This window comes from Pseudomonas sp. PH1b, from assembly GCF_000633395.1.
Classification (GTDB): Bacteria; Pseudomonadota; Gammaproteobacteria; order Pseudomonadales; family Pseudomonadaceae; genus Aquipseudomonas.
On record NZ_AYMU01000005.1, the window covers coordinates 217,906 to 235,535 of the forward strand.

Annotated in this window: 14 protein-coding genes and 1 pseudogene; 9 read left to right on the plus strand and 6 right to left on the minus strand. The window is 64.6% G+C overall.

Going from position 1 to position 17,630, the window contains the following annotated elements:
* Positions 1–162: 162 nt before the first annotated feature.
* Complete coding sequence (locus tag U873_RS0110375; protein WP_025128190.1) at positions 163–780, plus strand: ParB-like protein; 618 nt, start codon at positions 163–165, stop codon at positions 778–780.
* Positions 770–2,449, plus strand: coding sequence for a SulP family inorganic anion transporter (locus U873_RS0110380; protein WP_025128191.1), 1,680 nt, complete (start codon positions 770–772; stop codon positions 2,447–2,449). Before U873_RS0110375 ends, U873_RS0110380 begins: the two co-directional genes overlap by 11 nt.
* Before the next feature lie 54 nt (positions 2,450–2,503).
* Here U873_RS0110380 and acnB read toward each other — a convergent pair whose 3' ends face one another.
* Positions 2,504–5,113 carry a bifunctional aconitate hydratase 2/2-methylisocitrate dehydratase gene (acnB, locus tag U873_RS0110385; RefSeq protein WP_025128192.1) on the minus strand — a complete coding sequence of 870 codons (2,610 nt, stop codon included), beginning with the start codon at positions 5,111–5,113 and terminating at the stop codon, positions 2,504–2,506.
* Positions 5,114–5,521: 408 nt separating this feature from the next.
* On the opposite strand from acnB, the gene U873_RS0110390 reads away from it, so the two are divergent.
* On the plus strand, positions 5,522–5,989 hold the full coding sequence (locus U873_RS0110390; RefSeq protein ID WP_025128193.1) for a DUF1289 domain-containing protein: 468 nt from the start codon (positions 5,522–5,524) through the stop codon (positions 5,987–5,989).
* Between the two features lie 580 nt (positions 5,990–6,569).
* On the opposite strand, the gene U873_RS0110395 is transcribed toward U873_RS0110390, so the two are convergent.
* Complete coding sequence (locus tag U873_RS0110395; protein ID WP_025128194.1) at positions 6,570–7,433, minus strand: universal stress protein; 864 nt, start codon at positions 7,431–7,433, stop codon at positions 6,570–6,572.
* 289 nt (positions 7,434–7,722) lie between these two features.
* Here U873_RS0110395 and U873_RS0110400 point away from each other — a divergent pair, with 289 nt between their 5' ends.
* From U873_RS0110400 to U873_RS0110410, 3 genes are all read left to right on the plus strand, one after another.
* A complete protein-coding gene (locus U873_RS0110400; RefSeq protein ID WP_025128195.1) occupies positions 7,723–8,328 on the plus strand; it encodes a tRNA-(ms[2]io[6]A)-hydroxylase in 606 nt (201 codons plus the stop codon).
* Between the two features lie 170 nt (positions 8,329–8,498).
* On the plus strand, positions 8,499–9,209 hold the full coding sequence (locus U873_RS0110405) for a winged helix-turn-helix domain-containing protein (RefSeq protein ID WP_011060933.1): 711 nt from the start codon (positions 8,499–8,501) through the stop codon (positions 9,207–9,209).
* Positions 9,210–10,499 (plus strand): ATP-binding protein, encoded by a 1,290-nt coding sequence (locus U873_RS0110410; RefSeq protein ID WP_025128196.1) that lies wholly within the window; start codon positions 9,210–9,212, stop codon positions 10,497–10,499.
* 69 nt (positions 10,500–10,568) lie between these two features.
* On the opposite strand, the gene U873_RS0110415 is transcribed toward U873_RS0110410, so the two are convergent.
* On the minus strand, positions 10,569–11,369 hold the full coding sequence (locus tag U873_RS0110415) for a MipA/OmpV family protein (RefSeq protein WP_025128197.1): 801 nt from the start codon (positions 11,367–11,369) through the stop codon (positions 10,569–10,571).
* 6 nt (positions 11,370–11,375) lie between these two features.
* The gene (locus U873_RS0110420; protein ID WP_025128198.1) at positions 11,376–13,184 is read right to left on the minus strand and encodes a serine hydrolase; all 1,809 of its coding nucleotides are present in this window, start codon (positions 13,182–13,184) and stop codon (positions 11,376–11,378) included.
* Between the two features lie 361 nt (positions 13,185–13,545).
* Between U873_RS0110420 and mntP the strand changes: the two genes are divergently transcribed.
* Together mntP and U873_RS37180 are read left to right on the plus strand one after the other, a co-directional pair.
* Complete coding sequence (mntP, locus tag U873_RS0110425) at positions 13,546–14,118, plus strand: manganese efflux pump MntP (RefSeq protein WP_025128199.1); 573 nt, start codon at positions 13,546–13,548, stop codon at positions 14,116–14,118.
* A gap of 194 nt (positions 14,119–14,312) precedes the next feature.
* Positions 14,313–14,450: pseudogene (locus U873_RS37180) on the plus strand (zinc ribbon domain-containing protein); the annotation flags it as partial.
* Positions 14,451–14,465: 15 nt separating this feature from the next.
* Here the strand turns inward: U873_RS37180 and U873_RS0110435 are convergent.
* Complete coding sequence (locus U873_RS0110435; protein WP_025128200.1) at positions 14,466–15,032, minus strand: GNAT family N-acetyltransferase; 567 nt, start codon at positions 15,030–15,032, stop codon at positions 14,466–14,468.
* Positions 15,033–15,225: 193 nt separating this feature from the next.
* Positions 15,226–15,714: a GFA family protein gene (locus U873_RS0110440; protein WP_025128201.1), complete on the minus strand. Its 489-nt coding sequence runs from the start codon at positions 15,712–15,714 to the stop codon at positions 15,226–15,228.
* 200 nt (positions 15,715–15,914) lie between these two features.
* Here U873_RS0110440 and U873_RS0110445 point away from each other — a divergent pair, with 200 nt between their 5' ends.
* Positions 15,915–17,630 (plus strand): hypothetical protein, encoded by a 1,716-nt coding sequence (locus tag U873_RS0110445; protein ID WP_025128202.1) that lies wholly within the window; start codon positions 15,915–15,917, stop codon positions 17,628–17,630.

Consider the following 17,630-nt stretch of genomic DNA (forward strand, 5'->3'; position numbering starts at 1 on the left):
CGCCGCCGGTGCTCCACAGCACCGGCGGCGTTGTGCTTTGCGCGCGGCGCTGATGGAGGAGGAGCGGTTGGCGCGGGCCTGTTCCAGGGGCTTGACGCAGATCCGCGGGTTCCCGGAATAAAGGTCTACGCTGATGATTTTGTTCCTGCCTGGAGTCCGTTCATGCCCCGTGCCCACCCGCAGTTGATCCGCGCCCGGCTGGAGACCCTGCACCCGACCCAGCTCACCGTCGGCCTGGCCGAAGTCCAGGCCAAGCGCGAGGAGTGGCAGCAGCTCAAGCGCAAAGCACGCAAGGCGGCCCTGGATGACCACTGGTTTCCCTGCGTGCTGGGTCCCCAGCAGCGCTATTACATGGTCGACCACCACCACTTTGGCCTGGCCCTGTTGCAGGAGGAGGTCAAGCACGTGCCGCTGCTGGTGCTCAAGGACCTGTCCTTCGTCGAGCCGGCAAGTTTCTGGGAAGTGATGGCCTTCAACCAGTGGGCCCATCCCTACGATGCACTGGGCATCCGCCGATCATTCGAGCGCATCCCCAAGCGCATCCTCGACCTGCAGGACGATCCCTACCGCAGCCTGGCCGGTCAATTGCGCCGTGCCGGCGGTTTTGCCAAGGACGCCACGCCGTTCAGCGAGTTCCTCTGGGCCGACTTTTTCCGCCGGCGCATCGACAGCGAGGCACTGGGCAAGCTGGGGGCCAAGGTTCAGGCCCGGGCCATGAAGCTGGCGCGCAGCCAGGACGCACGTTACTTGCCAGGATGGGTGGGCCAGATTGTCGACTGATCAACCCGGGCAGGCGCCTGCCACGCCCGCGCCCCGGCGTACCCAGGACCTGCTGGCCGGGCTCTCCATCGCCGGCCTGCTGCTGCCCGAGGCGGTGGCCTATTCCAGCATCGCCGCCTTGCCGCCCCAGGCCGGGGTGATTGCCCTGTTCGCCGGGTTGCTGTGCTACGGCCTGTTCGGCACCAGCCGCTTCGCCATTGTCTCGGCCACCTCCTCATCGGCGGCGGTGCTGGCGGCGGCGACCCTGTCCCTGGCCGCCGGCGATGCCCAGCTACGCCTGAGCCTGGCCTTCGCCCTGGTGCTGCTGACCGGGGCGTTTTTCGTTCTCGCCGGCCTGTTCCGGCTCGGCGGGGTCACCGCCTTCATCGCCAAGCCGGTGTTGCGCGGCTTTGCCTTCGGCCTGGCGCTGACCATCATTCTCAAGCAGTTCGCCACGGTGGTCGGGGTGCACCTGGATAACGGCAACCTGGTGCGTTTCCTGCCGCAGTTGCTGGAGCAATGGCCGCGCTGGAACTGGGCCGGAGCGGCAGTGGCCGCGGGGGCCTTGCTGGTGCTGATCATCTGTTCGCGGATCCGCTACGTGCCGGGCGGGCTGGTGGCGGTGGTGATCGGCATCGGCGCCGGACAATGGCTCAACCTGCCGGCCCACGGTGTAGCACTGATCGGCGTCATCGAGCTCAACCTGGAAGTGCCGAGCCTGCCGCAATTGCCCTTTGCCGACTGGCTGCGCCTGGGGGAACTGGCCTTTGCCCTGGTGATGATCCTGTATGCCGAGTCCTACGGCTCCATCAGTTCCTTTGCCCTGAAGCACGGCGACCGGGTTTCGTCCAACCGCGACTTGCTGGCCCTGGGCGCCTCCAACCTGGTGTCGGGGTTGTTCCACGGCATGCCCGCCGGTGCCGGCTACTCGGCCACCTCGGCCAACGAAGCCGCGGGTGCCGGTTCACGCCTGGCGGGGCTGACGGCGGCAGCGGTGATGCTGCTGATCGTGTTGACGGTACTGCCCTACATCGCCCTGACCCCGGAGCCGGTGCTGGCGGCGATCGTCATGTACGCCCTGGGCCACGGCCTGAGCCTGCAGCCCCTGGGGCGCTACTTCATCTGGCGACGGGATCGGCTGCTGGTGATCTGTGCGGTCACCGCGGTGCTGGTGCTGGGGGTGCTGGACGGGCTGCTGCTGTCGGTGGGCATCAGCATCCTGCTGATGCTGCGGCAGATGTCGGCGGCGGATATCCAGATCCTCGGCCAGTTGGGCAGCGGCCATGACTTCGTCGACCTGAGCCGGCATCCGCAGGCGCGGCAGGTGCCCGGGGTGCTGATCCTGCGTCCGGGGGAGGCGCTGTTCTTCGCCAATGCCGAGCGCATCCTGGGCGGGGCATTGCGCTTGATCCGCCAGGTCGAGGTGCCGATCCACAGCATCATCCTCAGCCTGGAGGAATCGCCAGACCTGGACGGCACCAGCATCGAAGCCCTGGACGAGTTCTTCCGCCAGGTCAGCCTGGAACACAAGCACCTGGCCCTGGCGCGCCTCAAGCACGAGGCCAGGGATGCGCTGGCGGCCTTGCCCTCGAGCCGCGAATACCAGGTGCTGCTCAGCGGCACCAGCGTCGACGACACGCTGCAGGAAAGCCTGCGGGGCTGGAAGGCCGGGGCTTTGTCCCAGGCATAAAAAAACGCCGCGTATCGCAGGATACGCGGCGTTTTTTCTTACAACGCTACAACCTTAGGCTTGCACCACCGGGATGTTGGCGTTGGCTGCCGCTTCACGGAACTCGGCGATCTGGTCGAAGGACAGGTAGCGGTAGATATCGGCCGCCATGCTGTCGATCTTGCCAGCGTATTCCATGTACTCCTCGACGGTCGGCAGGCGACCCAGGATCGAAGCCACCGACGCCAGTTCGGCCGAAGCCAGGTAGACGTTGGCACCATCGCCCAGACGGTTGGGGAAGTTACGGGTCGAAGTCGACACCACGGTGCTGTTCGGCTCAACGCGAGCCTGGTTACCCATGCACAGCGAGCAGCCCGGCATTTCCATGCGTGCGCCAGCCTTGCCGTAGATGCCGTAGTAGCCTTCCTCGGTCAGTTGGTGAGCGTCCATCTTGGTCGGCGGCGACAGCCACAGACGGGTTGGCAGCTGACCCTTGACCTGATCCAGCAGTTTACCGGCAGCGCGGAAGTGACCGATGTTGGTCATGCACGAGCCGATGAACACTTCGTCGATCTTCTCGCCAGCAACGCTGGACAGCAGACGGGCGTCGTCCGGGTCGTTCGGCGCGCACAGTACCGGCTCGCTGATGTCGGCCAGGTCGATTTCGATCACTTCGGCGTATTCGGCGTCGGCGTCGGCTTCCATCAGTTGCGGGTTGGCAACCCAGGCTTCCATCGCTTGAGCACGACGTTCCAGGGTACGTGCATCGCCGTAGCCTTCGCCGATCATCCAGCGCAGCAGGGTGATGTTGGAGTTCAGGTACTCGGTGATCGACTCTTTCGACAGCTTGATGGTGCAACCGGCAGCCGAACGTTCGGCCGAGGCGTCGGACAGTTCGAACGCTTGCTCCAGGGTCAGACCTTCCAGGCCTTCGATTTCCAGGATGCGGCCGGAGAAGGCGTTTTTCTTGCCTTTCTTCTCGACGGTCAGCAGGCCGTTCTGGATGGCGAAGTAAGGAATGGCATGCACCAGGTCACGCAGGGTGATGCCAGGTTTCATCGTGCCTTTGAAGCGCACCAGGATCGATTCCGGCATGTCCAGCGGCATGACGCCGGTGGCCGCGGCGAACGCTACCAGGCCGGAACCGGCCGGGAACGAGATGCCCATCGGGAAACGGGTGTGGGAGTCACCACCGGTGCCGACGGTGTCTGGCAGCAGCATGCGGTTCAGCCACGAGTGGATGATGCCGTCGCCCGGACGCAGGGACACGCCGCCACGGGTCATGATGAAGTCAGGCAGGGTGTGGTGGGTGGTCACGTCGATCGGCTTCGGATACGCCGCGGTGTGGCAGAACGACTGCATCACCAGGTCAGCGGAGAAGCCCAGGCACGCCAGGTCTTTCAGTTCGTCACGGGTCATGGGACCGGTGGTGTCCTGGGAACCCACGGTGGTCATCTTCGGTTCGCAGTAGGTGCCAGGACGAACGCCTTGGCCTTCTGCCAGACCGCAGGCCTTGCCGACCATCTTCTGCGCCAGGGTGAAACCCTTGGTGCTTTCAATGGGGGCTTCAGGCTTCTTGAACAGGTCGAACGCAGGCAGGCCCAGCTCGGCGCGGGCCTTCTCGGTCAGGCCGCGGCCGATGATCAGCGGGATACGGCCGCCGGCACGTACTTCGTCCAACAGGACCGGGGTCTTCATTTCGAAGGTGGCCAGGACTTCGTCGGTGCCGTGCTTGCAGACTTTGCCAGCGTGCGGGTACAGGTCGATCACGTCGCCCATGTTCATCTTCGACACGTCGAATTCGATCGGCAGGGCGCCGGCGTCTTCCATGGTGTTGTAGAAGATCGGAGCGATCTTGCTGCCGAAGCAGAAACCGCCAGCACGCTTGTTCGGCACATAGGGAACGTCGTCGCCGAAGAACCACAGCACCGAGTTGGTGGCCGATTTACGCGACGAACCGGTACCGACCACGTCGCCGACGTAGGCGATCGGGAAGCTGTCGTTGCGCATCTGCTCGATCTGCTTCATCGGGCCGATGGAGCCTTGCACGTCAGGCACGATGCCATCACGGGCCATTTTCAGCATGGCCAGGGCGTGCAGCGGGATGTCCGGGCGGGACCAGGCGTCAGGGGCAGGGGAGAGGTCGTCGGTGTTGGTTTCGCCGGTGACCTTGAACACCCGCAGGCTGATCTTGTCGGCCAGTACCGGGCGGTTCTTGAACCACTCGCCGTCGGCCCAGGATTGCAGTACGCCTTGGGCGTGAACGTTGCCGTTCTTGGCTTTTTCCGCGACGTCGTGGAAGGCGTCGAACATCAGCAGGGTGTGCTTGAGTTGAGCTGCGGCTACGGGCGCCAGTTCGGCGTCGTCCAGCAGGTTCACCAGGGTCACGATGTTGTAGCCGCCCTGCATGGTGCCCAGCAGTTCAACGGCGCGTTTCTTGTCGATCAGGGGGGAGGAGACTTCGCCTTTGGCCAGGGCGGAAAGGAAACCGGCCTTGACGTAGGCGGCTTCGTCGACTCCTGGTGGAACGCGGTTGGTGATCAGGTCAACCAGGAAAGCTTCTTCGCCAGCCGGGGGATTCTTCAGCAGCTCGACCAGGCCTGCAGTTTGTTCGGCGTTAAGCGGCTGGGGAACGATACCCAGTGCTGCACGCTCTTCGATATGTTTGCGGTAGGCTTCAAGCACAGTTATTACCCTCATCAGTGGTCCCAAATGGGTGTCCGGGACGCTCATCCCGAAATTGCCGTACTCATGCGCTGCGTGGCGTTGTGGGCCACTTAGCCAGAATTACCGACAATTCCTTACAGAAGCTGCTTTCAAAGTTTTACGCCTGCAGAACGGGAGCTGATGAGGGTTGGCGCTGGATTTTTCCCCGCTGGAAAAATCCCTCGCCAACACCGCTCTGAAGGAACGACTGTGCTCGTGACGCTTTGAAAACAGCTTCAAACGGACATTGGCGCCTAAAAAGGCTGGCTGATTCTACGGTAAAAAAAGCCTGAACGTAAGTTGGCGTATTAAACTTTGAGGGGTGATCAATGTTAGACAAAGGGCTAACATTGCGACCTGTTTTGTTTTCCTGCGTGCTGTCTATCTATGCCCAATCAGACCATCAAGACCCCCTGCGTCGGCCTCTGTTCCACTGTCTACGGTGACCTGGTGTGCCGTGGCTGCAAGCGTTTCCACCATGAAGTGATCAACTGGAACGGTTACAACGAACAGGAGAAGCGCGCGGTCTGGCTGCGTCTGGAGCAACTGCTGGTGCAGGTGATGGCCGGCAAGCTGGAAGTCTTCGATCCCGAGCGCCTGCGGGCGCAACTGGAGCAGCGCAAGATCCGCTTCGTGCCGCACCAGTCGGAGTACTGCTGGGCCTACCAGCTGATTGCCCGCGGCGCGCGAGTGATCATTCAGCTGGATGCCTACGGGATGGTGCTGTTGCCGGAGTTTCGCGACTGGGGCCTGCCGGAGTTGCGCGACGCCATTGATCGGGAATTCTTCCTGCTCTCCGAAGCCCATTACCAGCGCTACATCGCCCCGGGTTTTCTCAAGGAAGCCCTGGGCTGATTTGCCCCTCGCAAATGCCAACGTAGGCGCTGGCTGGCCGGCGAAGGCGTCGGCGGGTGCAGCGCCAGGCCTTAGGGCCCTTTCGCCGGCAAGCCGGCTCCTACGGGGCGGGGGTTGACGCCGATTTCCCAGGCACCGCCCTTGTAGGAGCTGGCTTGCCAGCGAAGGCGTCGGCGAGGGCGGCGCCAGGCTTGAGGGCCTCTTCGCCGGCAAGCCGGCTCCTACGGGGCGGGGGTTGACGCCGATTTCCCAGGCACCGCCCTTGTAGGAGCTGGCTTGCCAGCGAAGGCGTCGGCGAGGGCGGCGCCAGGCTTGAGGGCCCTTTCGCCGGCAAGCCGGCTCCTACGGGGCGGGGGTTGACGCCGATTTCCCAGGCACCGCCCTTGTAGGAGCTGGCTTGCCAGCGAAGGCGTCGGTGGGGGCGGTGCCAGGCTTGAGGGCCCCTTCGCCGGCAAGCCGGCTCCTACGGGGCGGGGGTTGACGCCGATTTCCTAGGCGCCGTCCTTGTAGGAGCTGGCTTGCCAGCGAAGGCGTCGTCATGGTCGACGCAGGTTACGCCGTGGCGTCGCGGGGAAGGGGCTCAGGCCTTGGCGGCGAGTTCTTCCAGGTGGTCCATGATGTCCGCCGGCTTGAGCACCAGCACGTCGCTGTCCAGAGAGTCCAGCACCACTTCGGCAGTGTTGCCGATCAAGGCCCCCGACAAGCCGGTGCGGGCCACGGTGCCGATGATGGTCAGCACCGCCCCGAGCTTGTGGGCCATGTGGGGAATCAGCACATCCGCCGGGCCCTCTTCGATATGCAGGTGCGCATCGTCGATGTCGAACTCGGCCTGGAACGCCTTGCACTCCTCGCGATAACGCTTCTCGATGGTTTCCTTGAGCTGGAACACCGGGTCGGAGGCCGAGAGCATCGGTGATGGGTGGGCGCTGATCACATGCAACTGGGCCTTGGCCAGGCTGGCGATGTCGAAGCCGTTGTCGACGATGCTGGCGTGCAGGGTGCGGTGCTCGCCGTCCATGTTGCCGACGTCGATCGCCGCCATGACCACGCCGCCGCTCCAGGGCGTGGCGCTCTTGACCAGCAGCACCGGGGTCGGGCAGTAGCGCAGCAGCTTCCAGTCCGCCGGGGTCAGCAGGGCCTTCTTCAACGGGTTGTCCAGCAGGTGCTGCTTGATCACCAGGCCACAGCCTTCGGCCTGCTGCACGTCAATGATGGTTTCGTGCAGGCTCTCGTTCCACGCCTGCTCGGTGGTAACGCTATAGCCTTCGCCGCTCAGGCTGCTCTTGAGTACGCTGAGCAGCGCCGAATGCTCGTGCTTCTTGTCGCAGACCAGCAGGTGCAGGTGGGCCTGGGTGACCCCGGCAATCAGCTTGGCGCGCTTGAGGGCGAGACTTTCGCCGGGCGTGGGATCGATGACCACCAGGATACTGCGGATACTTTGCATGATCGGGATCTCCAGGAAGGGATGAACGGTTAGGGTCTGTTCCCGTTTGGCCCAGCAACGCGGCTCGTCACCAAACGGGAACAGACCCTAGCGTGCACAACTATAGTTGCTGGCGCCCGAGCCGGATGTTGATGCATATCAATCGCGGCCGCTGGTGGTCTGCGGCCCGGCCGGTATAATCGCCGGCCTTTCGCTATGAAGCCTTTTGTCCCGTGAGCCTCATGTTAACGATCACTGATAGTGCTGCCTGCCGCTTTGCGGTCGTGGCTGATTGTTCGGAAATGCGCCGATGAACTTTCCTGAAATTCCCGACTTTCTTGGCTGCCGCACGCCCGATGCCTGGGTCCAGGCGGCCCTGGCCGACCAGGAAACCCTGCTGATCGACCACAAGAATTGCGAGTTCAAGGCCGCCAGCACCGCCCTGAGCCTGATCGCCAAGTACCATTCCCACCTCGACCTGATCAACATGATGTCGCGTCTGGCCCGGGAAGAGCTGGTGCACCACGAACAGGTACTGCGCCTGATGAAGCGGCGCAAGGTCGAGCTGCGCCAGTTGCATGCCGGGCGCTATGCCTCGGGCCTGCGCAAGGTGGTGCGCAGCCACGAGCCGGTGAAGCTGGTGGATACCTTGGTGGTGGGGGCCTTTATCGAAGCCCGCAGTTGCGAGCGCTTCGAGGCCCTGGTGCCGCACCTGGACGAGGAGCTGGGCAAGTTCTACTTCGGCCTGCTCAAGAGCGAGGCCCGGCACTACCAGGGCTACCTGAAGCTGGCCTATCAGTATGGCGACGCCAAGGACATCGCCCAGGTCATCGACCGGGTGCGGGCGGCGGAGCAGGAGCTGATCGAGTCGCCGGATCCGGAGTTCCGTTTTCACAGTGGCGTGCCGGCCTGGTGAACGCCTGCCCTTGTGTAAAAGCAGGGGCAAATTGTTAAAAACTCTTAAAAGAATGAAATATCGCGCAAAACCGCTGCAGGTCCCGGGTTTTGTGGCTTGCGTTATCCTTTCCTTAACCTCTTGCCCCCTATAATGCGCGCGCACAAGTGTGCGCTCACAGATTGGCAAATATGGAAAACCTGGGTCTTGGCAAGGTGTTGCTGGTGGAAGATGACGAGAAGCTCGCCGGGCTGATCGCGCATTTTCTGTCCCAGCACGGCTTTGAAGTGCTGACGGTCCACCGCGGCGATACCGCCCTGGCGGCATTTCTTGAATTCAAACCGAAACTGGTGGTGCTCGACCTGATGCTGCCCGGTCAGAGCGGCCTGCACGTGTGCCGGGAAATCCGCGCCGTGGCAGACACCCCGATCGTCATCCTCACTGCCAAGGAAGACGACCTGGACCACATCCTCGGCCTGGAATCCGGCGCCGATGACTACGTGATCAAGCCGATAAAACCGGCGGTGCTGCTGGCGCGCCTGCGCGCCCTGCAACGGCGCCAGGTGCCGGAAACCACCACCCTGCGCGGGGCCCTGGCATTCGGCGTGCTGAGCATCGACCGCAACAGCCGCGAGGTGCGCCTGGCGGGCGAGCCGGTGGAGCTGACCACCATGGAATTCGAGCTGCTCTGGCTGCTGGCCAGCGCGCCGGGCAAGACCCTGTCTCGGGACGACATCCTCAACCGCATGCGCGGCATCGAGTTCGACGGCCTCAACCGCAGTGTCGATGTCTACATCAGCAAGCTGCGGGGCAAGCTCAAGGACAACCCGCGCGAGCCGGTGTGCATCAAGACCGTGTGGGGCAAGGGCTACCTGTTCAATCCGTTCGCCTGGGAGGTCTGAATGCTGCGTCTGTTTCTCGGGCTCTACCTGTTCCTGGCCCTGGGCTTCGCCGGGGCCATGACCGCGGTGCAGCACATCTTCATCAACTACCTGGCCGCCGACCTGATCGAGTCCTACAACCGCGATGCGGTGCGCGGGCCGGCCTACAGCTTGAGCGAACAGTTGCGGCCGTTCGACGAGGCCGGGCGCCAGCAGCAACTGGAGCAGCTCAAGCCGCACTACGGGCTGCTGCTCAAGCTGGTGCAGGCCGACGACCTGGACCTGAGCGTGCGTGAACAGGCCCTGCTGGATTCCAACCAGTTGGTGGTGCGCGAGGAGTTCACCGAATTCATCGGCAGCATCGACGGCGGCAAGCAACTGTTGAGCATCAAGCTGCCGGAAGATCCGCCCCTGACCCTGCTCTACAACATCGCCGCCTATGCCTTGCTCGGCGCGCTGCTGGGCATCGTCCTGTACTTCTGGGTGCGCCCGCACTGGCGCGACCTGGAGCGCCTGCGCCTGGCCGCCGAACGTTTTGGCGACAACGACCTGGGCACCCGGCTGCACCTGTCGCGACGTTCCAACATCCGCGACCTGGCCCAGCACTTCAACCGCATGGCGGCGCGTATCGAGGGCCTGATCGCCAATCAGCGCGAGCTGACCAACGCGGTGTCCCACGAACTGCGCACGCCCATTGCCCGCCTGTCCTTCGAGCTGGACCAGTTGCAGCAACAGCCGGACCCGGAAGAAAACCGCGAACTGATCGCCGACATGTATGCCGACCTCGGCGAGCTGGAGGAAATGGTCTCCGAACTCCTCAGCTACGCCAGCCTGGAACATGGCGCGGCCACCCTCCATCGGGAAAACATCCAGGCCCAGAGCTGGCTCGACAGCGTGGTCGGCAGCGTGGCCCTGGAGGCCGAGGCGGCCGGGGTGCAATTGCTGATTCGTTCCTGCCAGGTGGAGTACGTGCGCATCGAGCCGCGGTTCATGGCCCGGGCGGTGATCAACCTGCTGCGCAACGCCATCCGCTACGCCGACCGCCGGGTCGAGGTGTCCCTGGTGCGCCTGGAGCATGGCTACGAAGTGCGGGTCAACGATGACGGTCCGGGGGTGCCGGTGGACGGCCGGGAAAAGATCTTCGAGCCGTTTTCCCGCCTTGATGCCAGCCGGGACCGGCGTACCGGCGGGTTCGGCCTGGGCCTGGCCCTGGTGCGGCGGGTGTCGCAATGGCATGGCGGCAAGGTGGAAGTGGCAGATTCGGAGTGGGGCGGTGCTTCCTTCCGCATGACCTGGGCCCACCTCGACTGAGGTTCGCCCACGGAGCCCTGAACCTGCGCAACAACGCGGCCGGTGATCACGGGCCGCGTGTTCCCTTTCTTAGAAGCTGTACTCAAGCTCAGTGGCGATGCTGGTCTGCATGCGCCGATCGACGATCGGGCTGTCGCCGGCTTCCTTGCTCAGGTACTTCATCGACAGCAGGGTCGAGACCTTGGTCTGCTCATTGAGGGGCAGGGTCCAGGCCAGGTCGGCGCCGCTGCTGACCCGTCCACCCTTGGCCCGGTAGGCGCCGAAGCGGCTGTGGGCCGCCTGGGTGTCGCTCACCCCGTACCAGGTCTGCATGTAGTCGGCGTTGCCGAACAGGCTGTTGAGGCTGGCATCCAGGCTGCCGAAGCGGCCCTGGTAGAGGTTGCTGCCAATGCTCAGTTCCAGTGCGCTGTAGGCCGAGCCGGTGTCACGGTTGCTGTTCTTCTTCACCGCGTGGGTCAGGGTGGCGCCCAGTTCGAACGGCCCCAGGTCGTAGCCCAGGTGCGCGCCGAACTGCGCCCGGGACTTGATTTCGCCCATGCCCTTGAGGCGCTTGGAGCCCGAACCCAGGTGGTTCTTGTCGCGGCGTTCCTCGCTCGGGCCGACCCAGGTACTGAACGAGAAGTCCCCCCATTCATTGCCCCAGCCCAGGCCCTGGTCGGTATTGAGGAACACCCCCCAGGGGCTGACGATCTCGCCGCCGAGAATCGGCGCCACGGCGCGTTCGTCACTGCCGCTGTAGCGCGGCACGCTGGCGACCCCGGCGTGCACGCCATATTTCCAGTCTTCGGCGTGCAGGGCGGGGGAGACCGCGGTCAGGCCCAGGGTGCCGGCCCACAAGGCGGTGGTGGTGGAGCGTCTCAGGCGTTTCATCGTCAGTCAGAACCTCAGGTAGTTGGCGTTGTAGGTACGTTTGAATGAGTAGCCCAGGAGGTTCACCCCATTGATCTGGCGGCGCACGGTATCGCCCAGGCCCGGGCCGTTGCCGGCGATCACCGCGTGGGCGTTGTCCACCGGAGCGAGGATGTAGTCGGTGAGGGCGCGACCTTGCTGCAGGCTGCGGATCATCAGGAAGCCGTCCTCCAGGGCGATGTTCATGCCGTCGATGGGGGCAGCGCTTGAGTCGGCGTTGAGGGCCTGGTAGGTGCCGACCGTGGCCAGCCAGTTGTCCGTCAGCGGCACCGGTTCGACCCGTTCCCCCACCGCCAGCAACTGGCCGTGGCTCTTGGCGGTGAACACCCGATGGCCCTGGACCTTCATCACGTCCAGTTGCAGTTGGCCCAGGGGCCCGAGGTCCTGATTCCAGAGCCCGAGCAACCTTTTGCGCACCCGCAGCCAGCCCTGTTCGTCGCGCAGCAGCTCGTAGCGCTCGCCAGCCAGCTCGGCGTACAGGCGTCGGTGCTGGTCGCGAATCCGCAGCACGCCCCAGCGGGTGGCGTAGAAACCCGCCAGCAGATGGCGATCCGCGGCTTCCGGAACCCTCCGGCGCTTGGCCTGCGGGGCTGCGGCCGGCGGTGGCTGTGCCGAGCTGCCGTGGGCCTGCAACAGCATGCGCAGAACCTGGGGCACCAGGGGTTGGGCCAGGGCCTCGCCGCTGTTGGCATTGCTCATCACGATCACCGCCAGCTGCTGCTCGGCCAGCACACTGACCTGGGCATGGAACCCTGCGCCAAAGCCGCTGTGCCGCCAGGTACGGATACCCGGCCGGACCCACTCCTCGCCGCAGGGCGACAGGAACCAGCCCAGGCCTACCTGACAGTCGAAATCCAGCGGGTTGCCGGCGTTCTGCGCGCGGACCATTTCGTTGATGGAGGCCGCTGACAGCAACTGCCGGTCCTGGTACCGGCCCTGGGCGAACAACATGCGCAGGTAGCGGCTCAGGTCCCGCGGGCTGGTCCACAAGCCCTGGGCGGAAAGGTCGCGGACCAGGGCATCGCTGCTCGCGCCGTCTTCGTAGCCCCTTGCCCGGTAAGGCTGGGTGCGGCTGTCACCGACGAAACTCGACTGGCTCATGCCCAGCGGGCGCAGCAGGCTCTTCTGCAATTGCTGTTCGAAATCCACGCCGCTGCTGCGCTCCACCGCTGCCCCGAGCAGGGCATAACCGAGATTGGAGTAGGCGGTCTGGGTCCCCGGGGCGTTGCTCAGCCAAAGCCCGCTGAGCTTTCTCGGCAGTTCATCGAGGGCGTCGGGCCGATGTGCGTCGCGCAGGTATTCGCTGGGAATGCCGCCCTGGTGGCTGAGCAGGCGGCGCAGGGTTACCGCCCGGTCGGCGGCATCCTGGTCCTCGTGGAAACGCGAGCGCACATAGAACTCCCTGAGGGTGTCCTGCAGCGGCGCGTCCAGCTGCAGGCGCCCTTGCTCCACCAGTTGCATCACCGCGGTGGCGGTCAGCAACTGCGACAGGGCGCCGGCGCGAAAGGCCGTGTTCTCGGTCACTTGCAGGCCCCGGGCCTGGTCGGCGAAGCCAAAGCCCCGGGCCCAGATCAGTTGCTGGCCGTCCACCAGGGCAATCGACAGCCCTGGCACCTGGTGCTCGGCCATCTGTTGCGGGATGTACTGCTTCAGGTAGCCGATGATGCTGGCGTAATCACCGGGTGCGATGGGCGGCGGCGCCGGCGGCTGGCCGTTGCAGCCAAGGTTGCTCAAGAGCAGGCCCACCAGCGGCAGGCCGAGACGTTTGCGGGACATGCAGCACCCGAGGGCCAATTGGATGTGCGGATCCTAGGGAAGGGCGGCGCAGCAGTCTTTGGCAGCTTTGTCGGGAAACTGTCAAAGAGTGTTAAACCCCGATTGCGCTCACGCCGCCAGCCCCTGGTGCCTGGAGCTGACGTGGCGAGGCGCTGATGAAATTTTCACAAATGCCCGGGTAAGCTGCGCGTCTCTTTGGGGAGTAACCTGCCACCGCGCACCGCGGTGGCGCCCGTATCAACACTCTCGGCAACCTGCCGTGGTACGGGCACCGTTTCGGTTGGTGAGACCATCGACATACCTGCGCTGAAGTCGGGCGCGTGGGCATGTCGTGGACTCAAGCCCGACCGGAAGACTCAACGTGAACCCAGCCTCGATCATTTTCCTCGCCTTTGCCATGTCCACCGATGCCTTCGCCGCCGCGGTGGGCAAGGGCTCGGCCATGCTCAAGCCACGCCTGTTGCAAGCTTTGCGCATTGGCTTGATCTTCGGCGTCATTGAAGCCATCACCCCGGTGGTGGGTTGGTTCATCGGCCAGGCCGCAAGCCAATGGGTGTCCCATTGGGACCACTGGATAGCCTTCGGCCTGCTGCTGGTACTGGGCCTGCACATGATCTACAACGGCCTGCGCCTGGAAACCGAAGCCGAAGAAGAGGCACCACGCAAGCAGGGCTTCTGGCTGCTGGCCGCCACCGGTTTTGCCACCAGCATCGATGCCCTGGCCGTGGGGGTGGGCCTGGCCTTCGTCGACGTGAACATCTGGGTGGCGGCGGCTGCCATTGGCCTGGCGACCATGACCATGGTCACCCTGGGCGTGATGCTCGGCCGGGCCATTGGCACGGTGATGGGGCAGCGTGCAGAAGTGCTGGGCGGCCTGGTGCTGATCATTGTCGGCTCGGGGATTCTCTACGAGCACCTGAGCGCAATGGCTTGACTCTGTAGTAGCTACAGGGTTTTTACTGGCGATCACAGCACAGTGGAGTGATCGACATGGGTTTTTTCAAGCGGTTGTTGGCGGGGCAGCATGGCGCTGGGCATGGCGGCGGGCATGGTGGTCACGGCGGTTCCCGGGGCGGTCATCACGGCGCCGGGGCCTCCACACAAGGGGGCAGTCCTTGCCCGCGATGCCGGGCGCTGAACCCGGCATCCGCGCGGTTCTGCCAGCAATGCGCGGCGTCTTTGGTGGCGGCGGGCTGTGCCCAATGCGGTACGCCACTGGCCGCCGGGGCGCGGTTCTGCGGGCAGTGCGGCCGCGCCTCGGGCTGAGGCGCGGCGCAGCGGCTACAGGGCTAGGCTGTGGATCACCTGGGTGGCGTCGTCGGGATCGATGGCGCTGCGCATGCCGAGAACCTTCGCCAGCCGGCGCATGCTGTAGTTGGACGCGGCGTCCACCGAATACAGCTGCTGGAAACCATTGTGCCGGGCTTCGTCGATCAGGTGCTGCATCAGCAGCGCCCCAAGCCCCTTGCCTTGCCATTCATCGGCGATGGTCACGGCGAATTCGCAGCGCCAAGGCTGGTCGTCGACCTGGGCGTAGCGGCTGATACCGACTTCCCGCAGCTCGCCGTTGTCGTGCACCAGGGCCACGTAGGCGACTCGTTGCGGGGTGCCGACATCCATCAGCTGATCGAGCAGTTGCTCGCCGACTTCCTTGATCTCACCGAGAAAACGCTGGTGCCGGGTCACCGGGGAGAGGTTTTCGATAAAGGCTTTCTCGCGCTCCCGGTCCTGGGGCCGTAGCGGACGGATCAGCACATGGCTGCCATCGCTCAAGGCGTCGATCCAGTATTGGCCTTGCTGTGCCGGGAAGGGCGGTTGGACGAGGATATCGAGAGCGCTGCTGGACATGATCAAGTCTCCGGAAAACCAAAGGGCGAGCAATTGCCTAGAGCTTCACCCCGCAGGCGAGGCACACCCTTGACCGACATCAATATCTGCGCTGTCACCGGCCCGCTGGCGATCACCGGTCAGGTTCCGCGCCGTCTGGGCCGGCCCTTTGGCCGGGTGCGGCAAACCGGCGCAGCACCGTCGGGGCGGCCCCTTATCGCTGCAGGTCCAGGCGCGCATGCCATTGCGCGATGGACTCCTCGGGGTAGTGCTCGAACTGCAGGTCATGGGGGTGCCAGTCGATCTCCACCCAGGGCGCCCTGGAATCGAGCATCAGGTGGGTGTGCTCCGGCGGCACCGGCAAGGGCGTGTCGATGGCCGAGGCAAAGGGGTGGATCAACTCCGGCCACTGCGGGCTGAACAGCCACAGTCCCGAGCCGCAGAGGCTGCAGAAATGCCGCTCGGCGCTGCTGCGTCGGGCCCGGTGGGCCCCGGGCTGCTTGATCAATGCCCGATAGACGCTGAGGTGACGGCGGCCTTGAACCTTGAGGCTGGCGGCATCGCCGCCGAGGTTGATGGCATAACCGCCGCCGCCCTGGGTCTTGCGGCAGATCGAGCAGTAGCAGCGTTGATAGGGGTAGGGGTGGGCGCTGTCCAGGCTGAAGCGGACGGCGCCGCAGTGGCAGGAACCTTCGAGTTGCATGGGGACCTCCGGGAGTGCGTCAGCAACCTGCCCAAGCCTAGCCGCTGGCAGTGCCGCACGGGGGCTGGCCCGGTGGTTGGCCCGGGCAAAACCGTGCAGGCATTTGGCTATTAACCCTAGTGCCTAATGGTCTTTTCACCGGTATTGGCCCGCGCAAACCCTGATCTACGCTGTCGATCAGGATACCCAGGAGGCAAGACATGGACCGTCAGCGTGGCAGCAACCCTATCCCACGGCAGCTCGTTCTCGGCGTGCTCGGAAGTGGCATGGCCCTGCTGGGGGCGTTCGCCCAGGCGGCGCCGGTGAGCATCAGCATCTCGCCCACGGTGCCCGCCGATATCCCCGGAGGCGCGCCCCAGGCATCCCTGGCCCAGGCTGCGGCGTTCGCCTGGCAGGAGTTCATTGCCCTGAACTGGCCGGCCCAAGCCGGGCAGCGCGATGTGCCTGATACCCGGCAGTTGTTCGGTGCCCAGACCGGTCCCCTGGTGTGGCAGACCTACCGCAGCAAGGTGGAGATTTTCCCGGGCAATGGCAACGCCAGTGTCGGACCACCCGGCTATCCGGGCTCCGGGGCGCGGGGCAACTATGGCTATAACTTTCCCCCTACCTACAACTACGCGGTCAAGGTCGAGGCCTGCGCCGGCCAGGCCCCGGTGCGGCAGCCGGCCTGGATCAACCTCGACGAAACCACCCAGATCGGTCTCGACCAGATGTTCGCCGGGGCATCGCCTGCGACCCCTGTCGGCGGCAACTCCCAGCCCCAGCTGGTGCGCTTCCTGGCCAAGGCCAATCAGGTGCAATACGCCTATGTGGCGGCCAATCAGTACTGGTACGCCAACCCCTCGCTGCGTCAGGCCGCGAACGCCTTCAATACAGCGGTCAAGCAGAAGCCGCCGGTATTCCCCTCTGGCCCGCGGGTCAACTTTCCCAATGGCACCATCGAGGTCAAGTCGGCCTGGCGCAAGCTCGGCCCCGGGGAGAATCCGTCGCGATTCCATGTGCAGACCGTGCGTTTCTACGAGCGGCAGAAGGCGCCGAACAGCGGCCTCTGCTATTTCGAGGATCAGTGGGCCATGGTTGCGCTGCACATCATCCAGAAGACCCCCAGCGCCCCGAGCTTCATCTATGCCACCTTCGAGCAGGCCGACAACATCCTGCTGGCCAATGGCCGGGCGGTAGAAGACCAGGACGGCACCATCGTCAACCGTCCGCCGACTGCCGATCCCACCACGCCCAGGTTGAACTACCAGGACGGGATACCGACTCCCCAGCAACCCAACTTGCCGTTGGTCAAGGCCAGTGGCGGTTTCTGCAAGCCTGGAAAGCAGCTGTATTTCCAAGAGCAGAACAAACCCGGGCTACCGTCTGGCGGGCCGATCTGCGTCAACCAGCGCTATGAGTCGATCACCCCGGATGTGGTGCAGGTCAATCAGGCCGCGCATCGGGCGATCCAGGACTACAACCAGGCTCGCAAGATCAGCAACTCTCCCTGGCTGTACTACAAGCTGGTCTCGGTCCAGGCCCAGCCGTTCGACACCACGCAGATATCCAGGACCGATATCAGCCATGGGCGCGGGGTTTACTACCAGGCCAATATCATGGTGGAAACCGACTACACCCTGCAGCAGTTCAGGGGGCGGATTGCCACCAACGGTGCGCCGACCTCCTTTCAGGCGGCCGGTACGCCACCGCCGCCGAACGTGTTCTCCCAGCCGAGCAGAACCTCCGCGGTGCAGGGGGTGAACATGGGGGGCTGCATGGGCTGCCATGGCAACGCCCAGGTCGCCGGTTACGACTTCAGCTTCATCCTGCAGGGCGGCAATGTCCGGCTGCCCGAGGCCGCGGGCGCCGAATCGGCCGCGGCCGCCAGTGTGCGTTATCTGCAGTTGTTCAATCCGCATATCGAAGGGGAATAA

Bases quoted from the DNA above. Each gene is read 5' to 3' on its own strand.
- U873_RS0110375 (WP_025128190.1), top strand. From the start codon at position 163: ATGCCCCGTGCCCACCCGCAGTTGATCCGCGCCCGGCTGGAGACCCTG.
- U873_RS0110390 (WP_025128193.1), top strand. From the start codon at position 5,522: ATGCCCAATCAGACCATCAAGACCCCCTGCGTCGGCCTCTGTTCCACT.
- U873_RS0110395 (WP_025128194.1), bottom strand. From the start codon at position 7,433: ATGCAAAGTATCCGCAGTATCCTGGTGGTCATCGATCCCACGCCCGGC.
- U873_RS0110400 (WP_025128195.1), top strand. From the start codon at position 7,723: ATGAACTTTCCTGAAATTCCCGACTTTCTTGGCTGCCGCACGCCCGAT.
- U873_RS0110405 (WP_011060933.1), top strand. From the start codon at position 8,499: ATGGAAAACCTGGGTCTTGGCAAGGTGTTGCTGGTGGAAGATGACGAG.
- U873_RS0110410 (WP_025128196.1), top strand. From the start codon at position 9,210: ATGCTGCGTCTGTTTCTCGGGCTCTACCTGTTCCTGGCCCTGGGCTTC.
- U873_RS0110415 (WP_025128197.1), bottom strand. From the start codon at position 11,369: ATGAAACGCCTGAGACGCTCCACCACCACCGCCTTGTGGGCCGGCACC.
- U873_RS0110420 (WP_025128198.1), bottom strand. From the start codon at position 13,184: ATGTCCCGCAAACGTCTCGGCCTGCCGCTGGTGGGCCTGCTCTTGAGC.
- U873_RS0110435 (WP_025128200.1), bottom strand. From the start codon at position 15,032: ATGTCCAGCAGCGCTCTCGATATCCTCGTCCAACCGCCCTTCCCGGCA.
- U873_RS0110440 (WP_025128201.1), bottom strand. From the start codon at position 15,714: ATGCAACTCGAAGGTTCCTGCCACTGCGGCGCCGTCCGCTTCAGCCTG.
- U873_RS0110445 (WP_025128202.1), top strand. From the start codon at position 15,915: ATGGACCGTCAGCGTGGCAGCAACCCTATCCCACGGCAGCTCGTTCTC.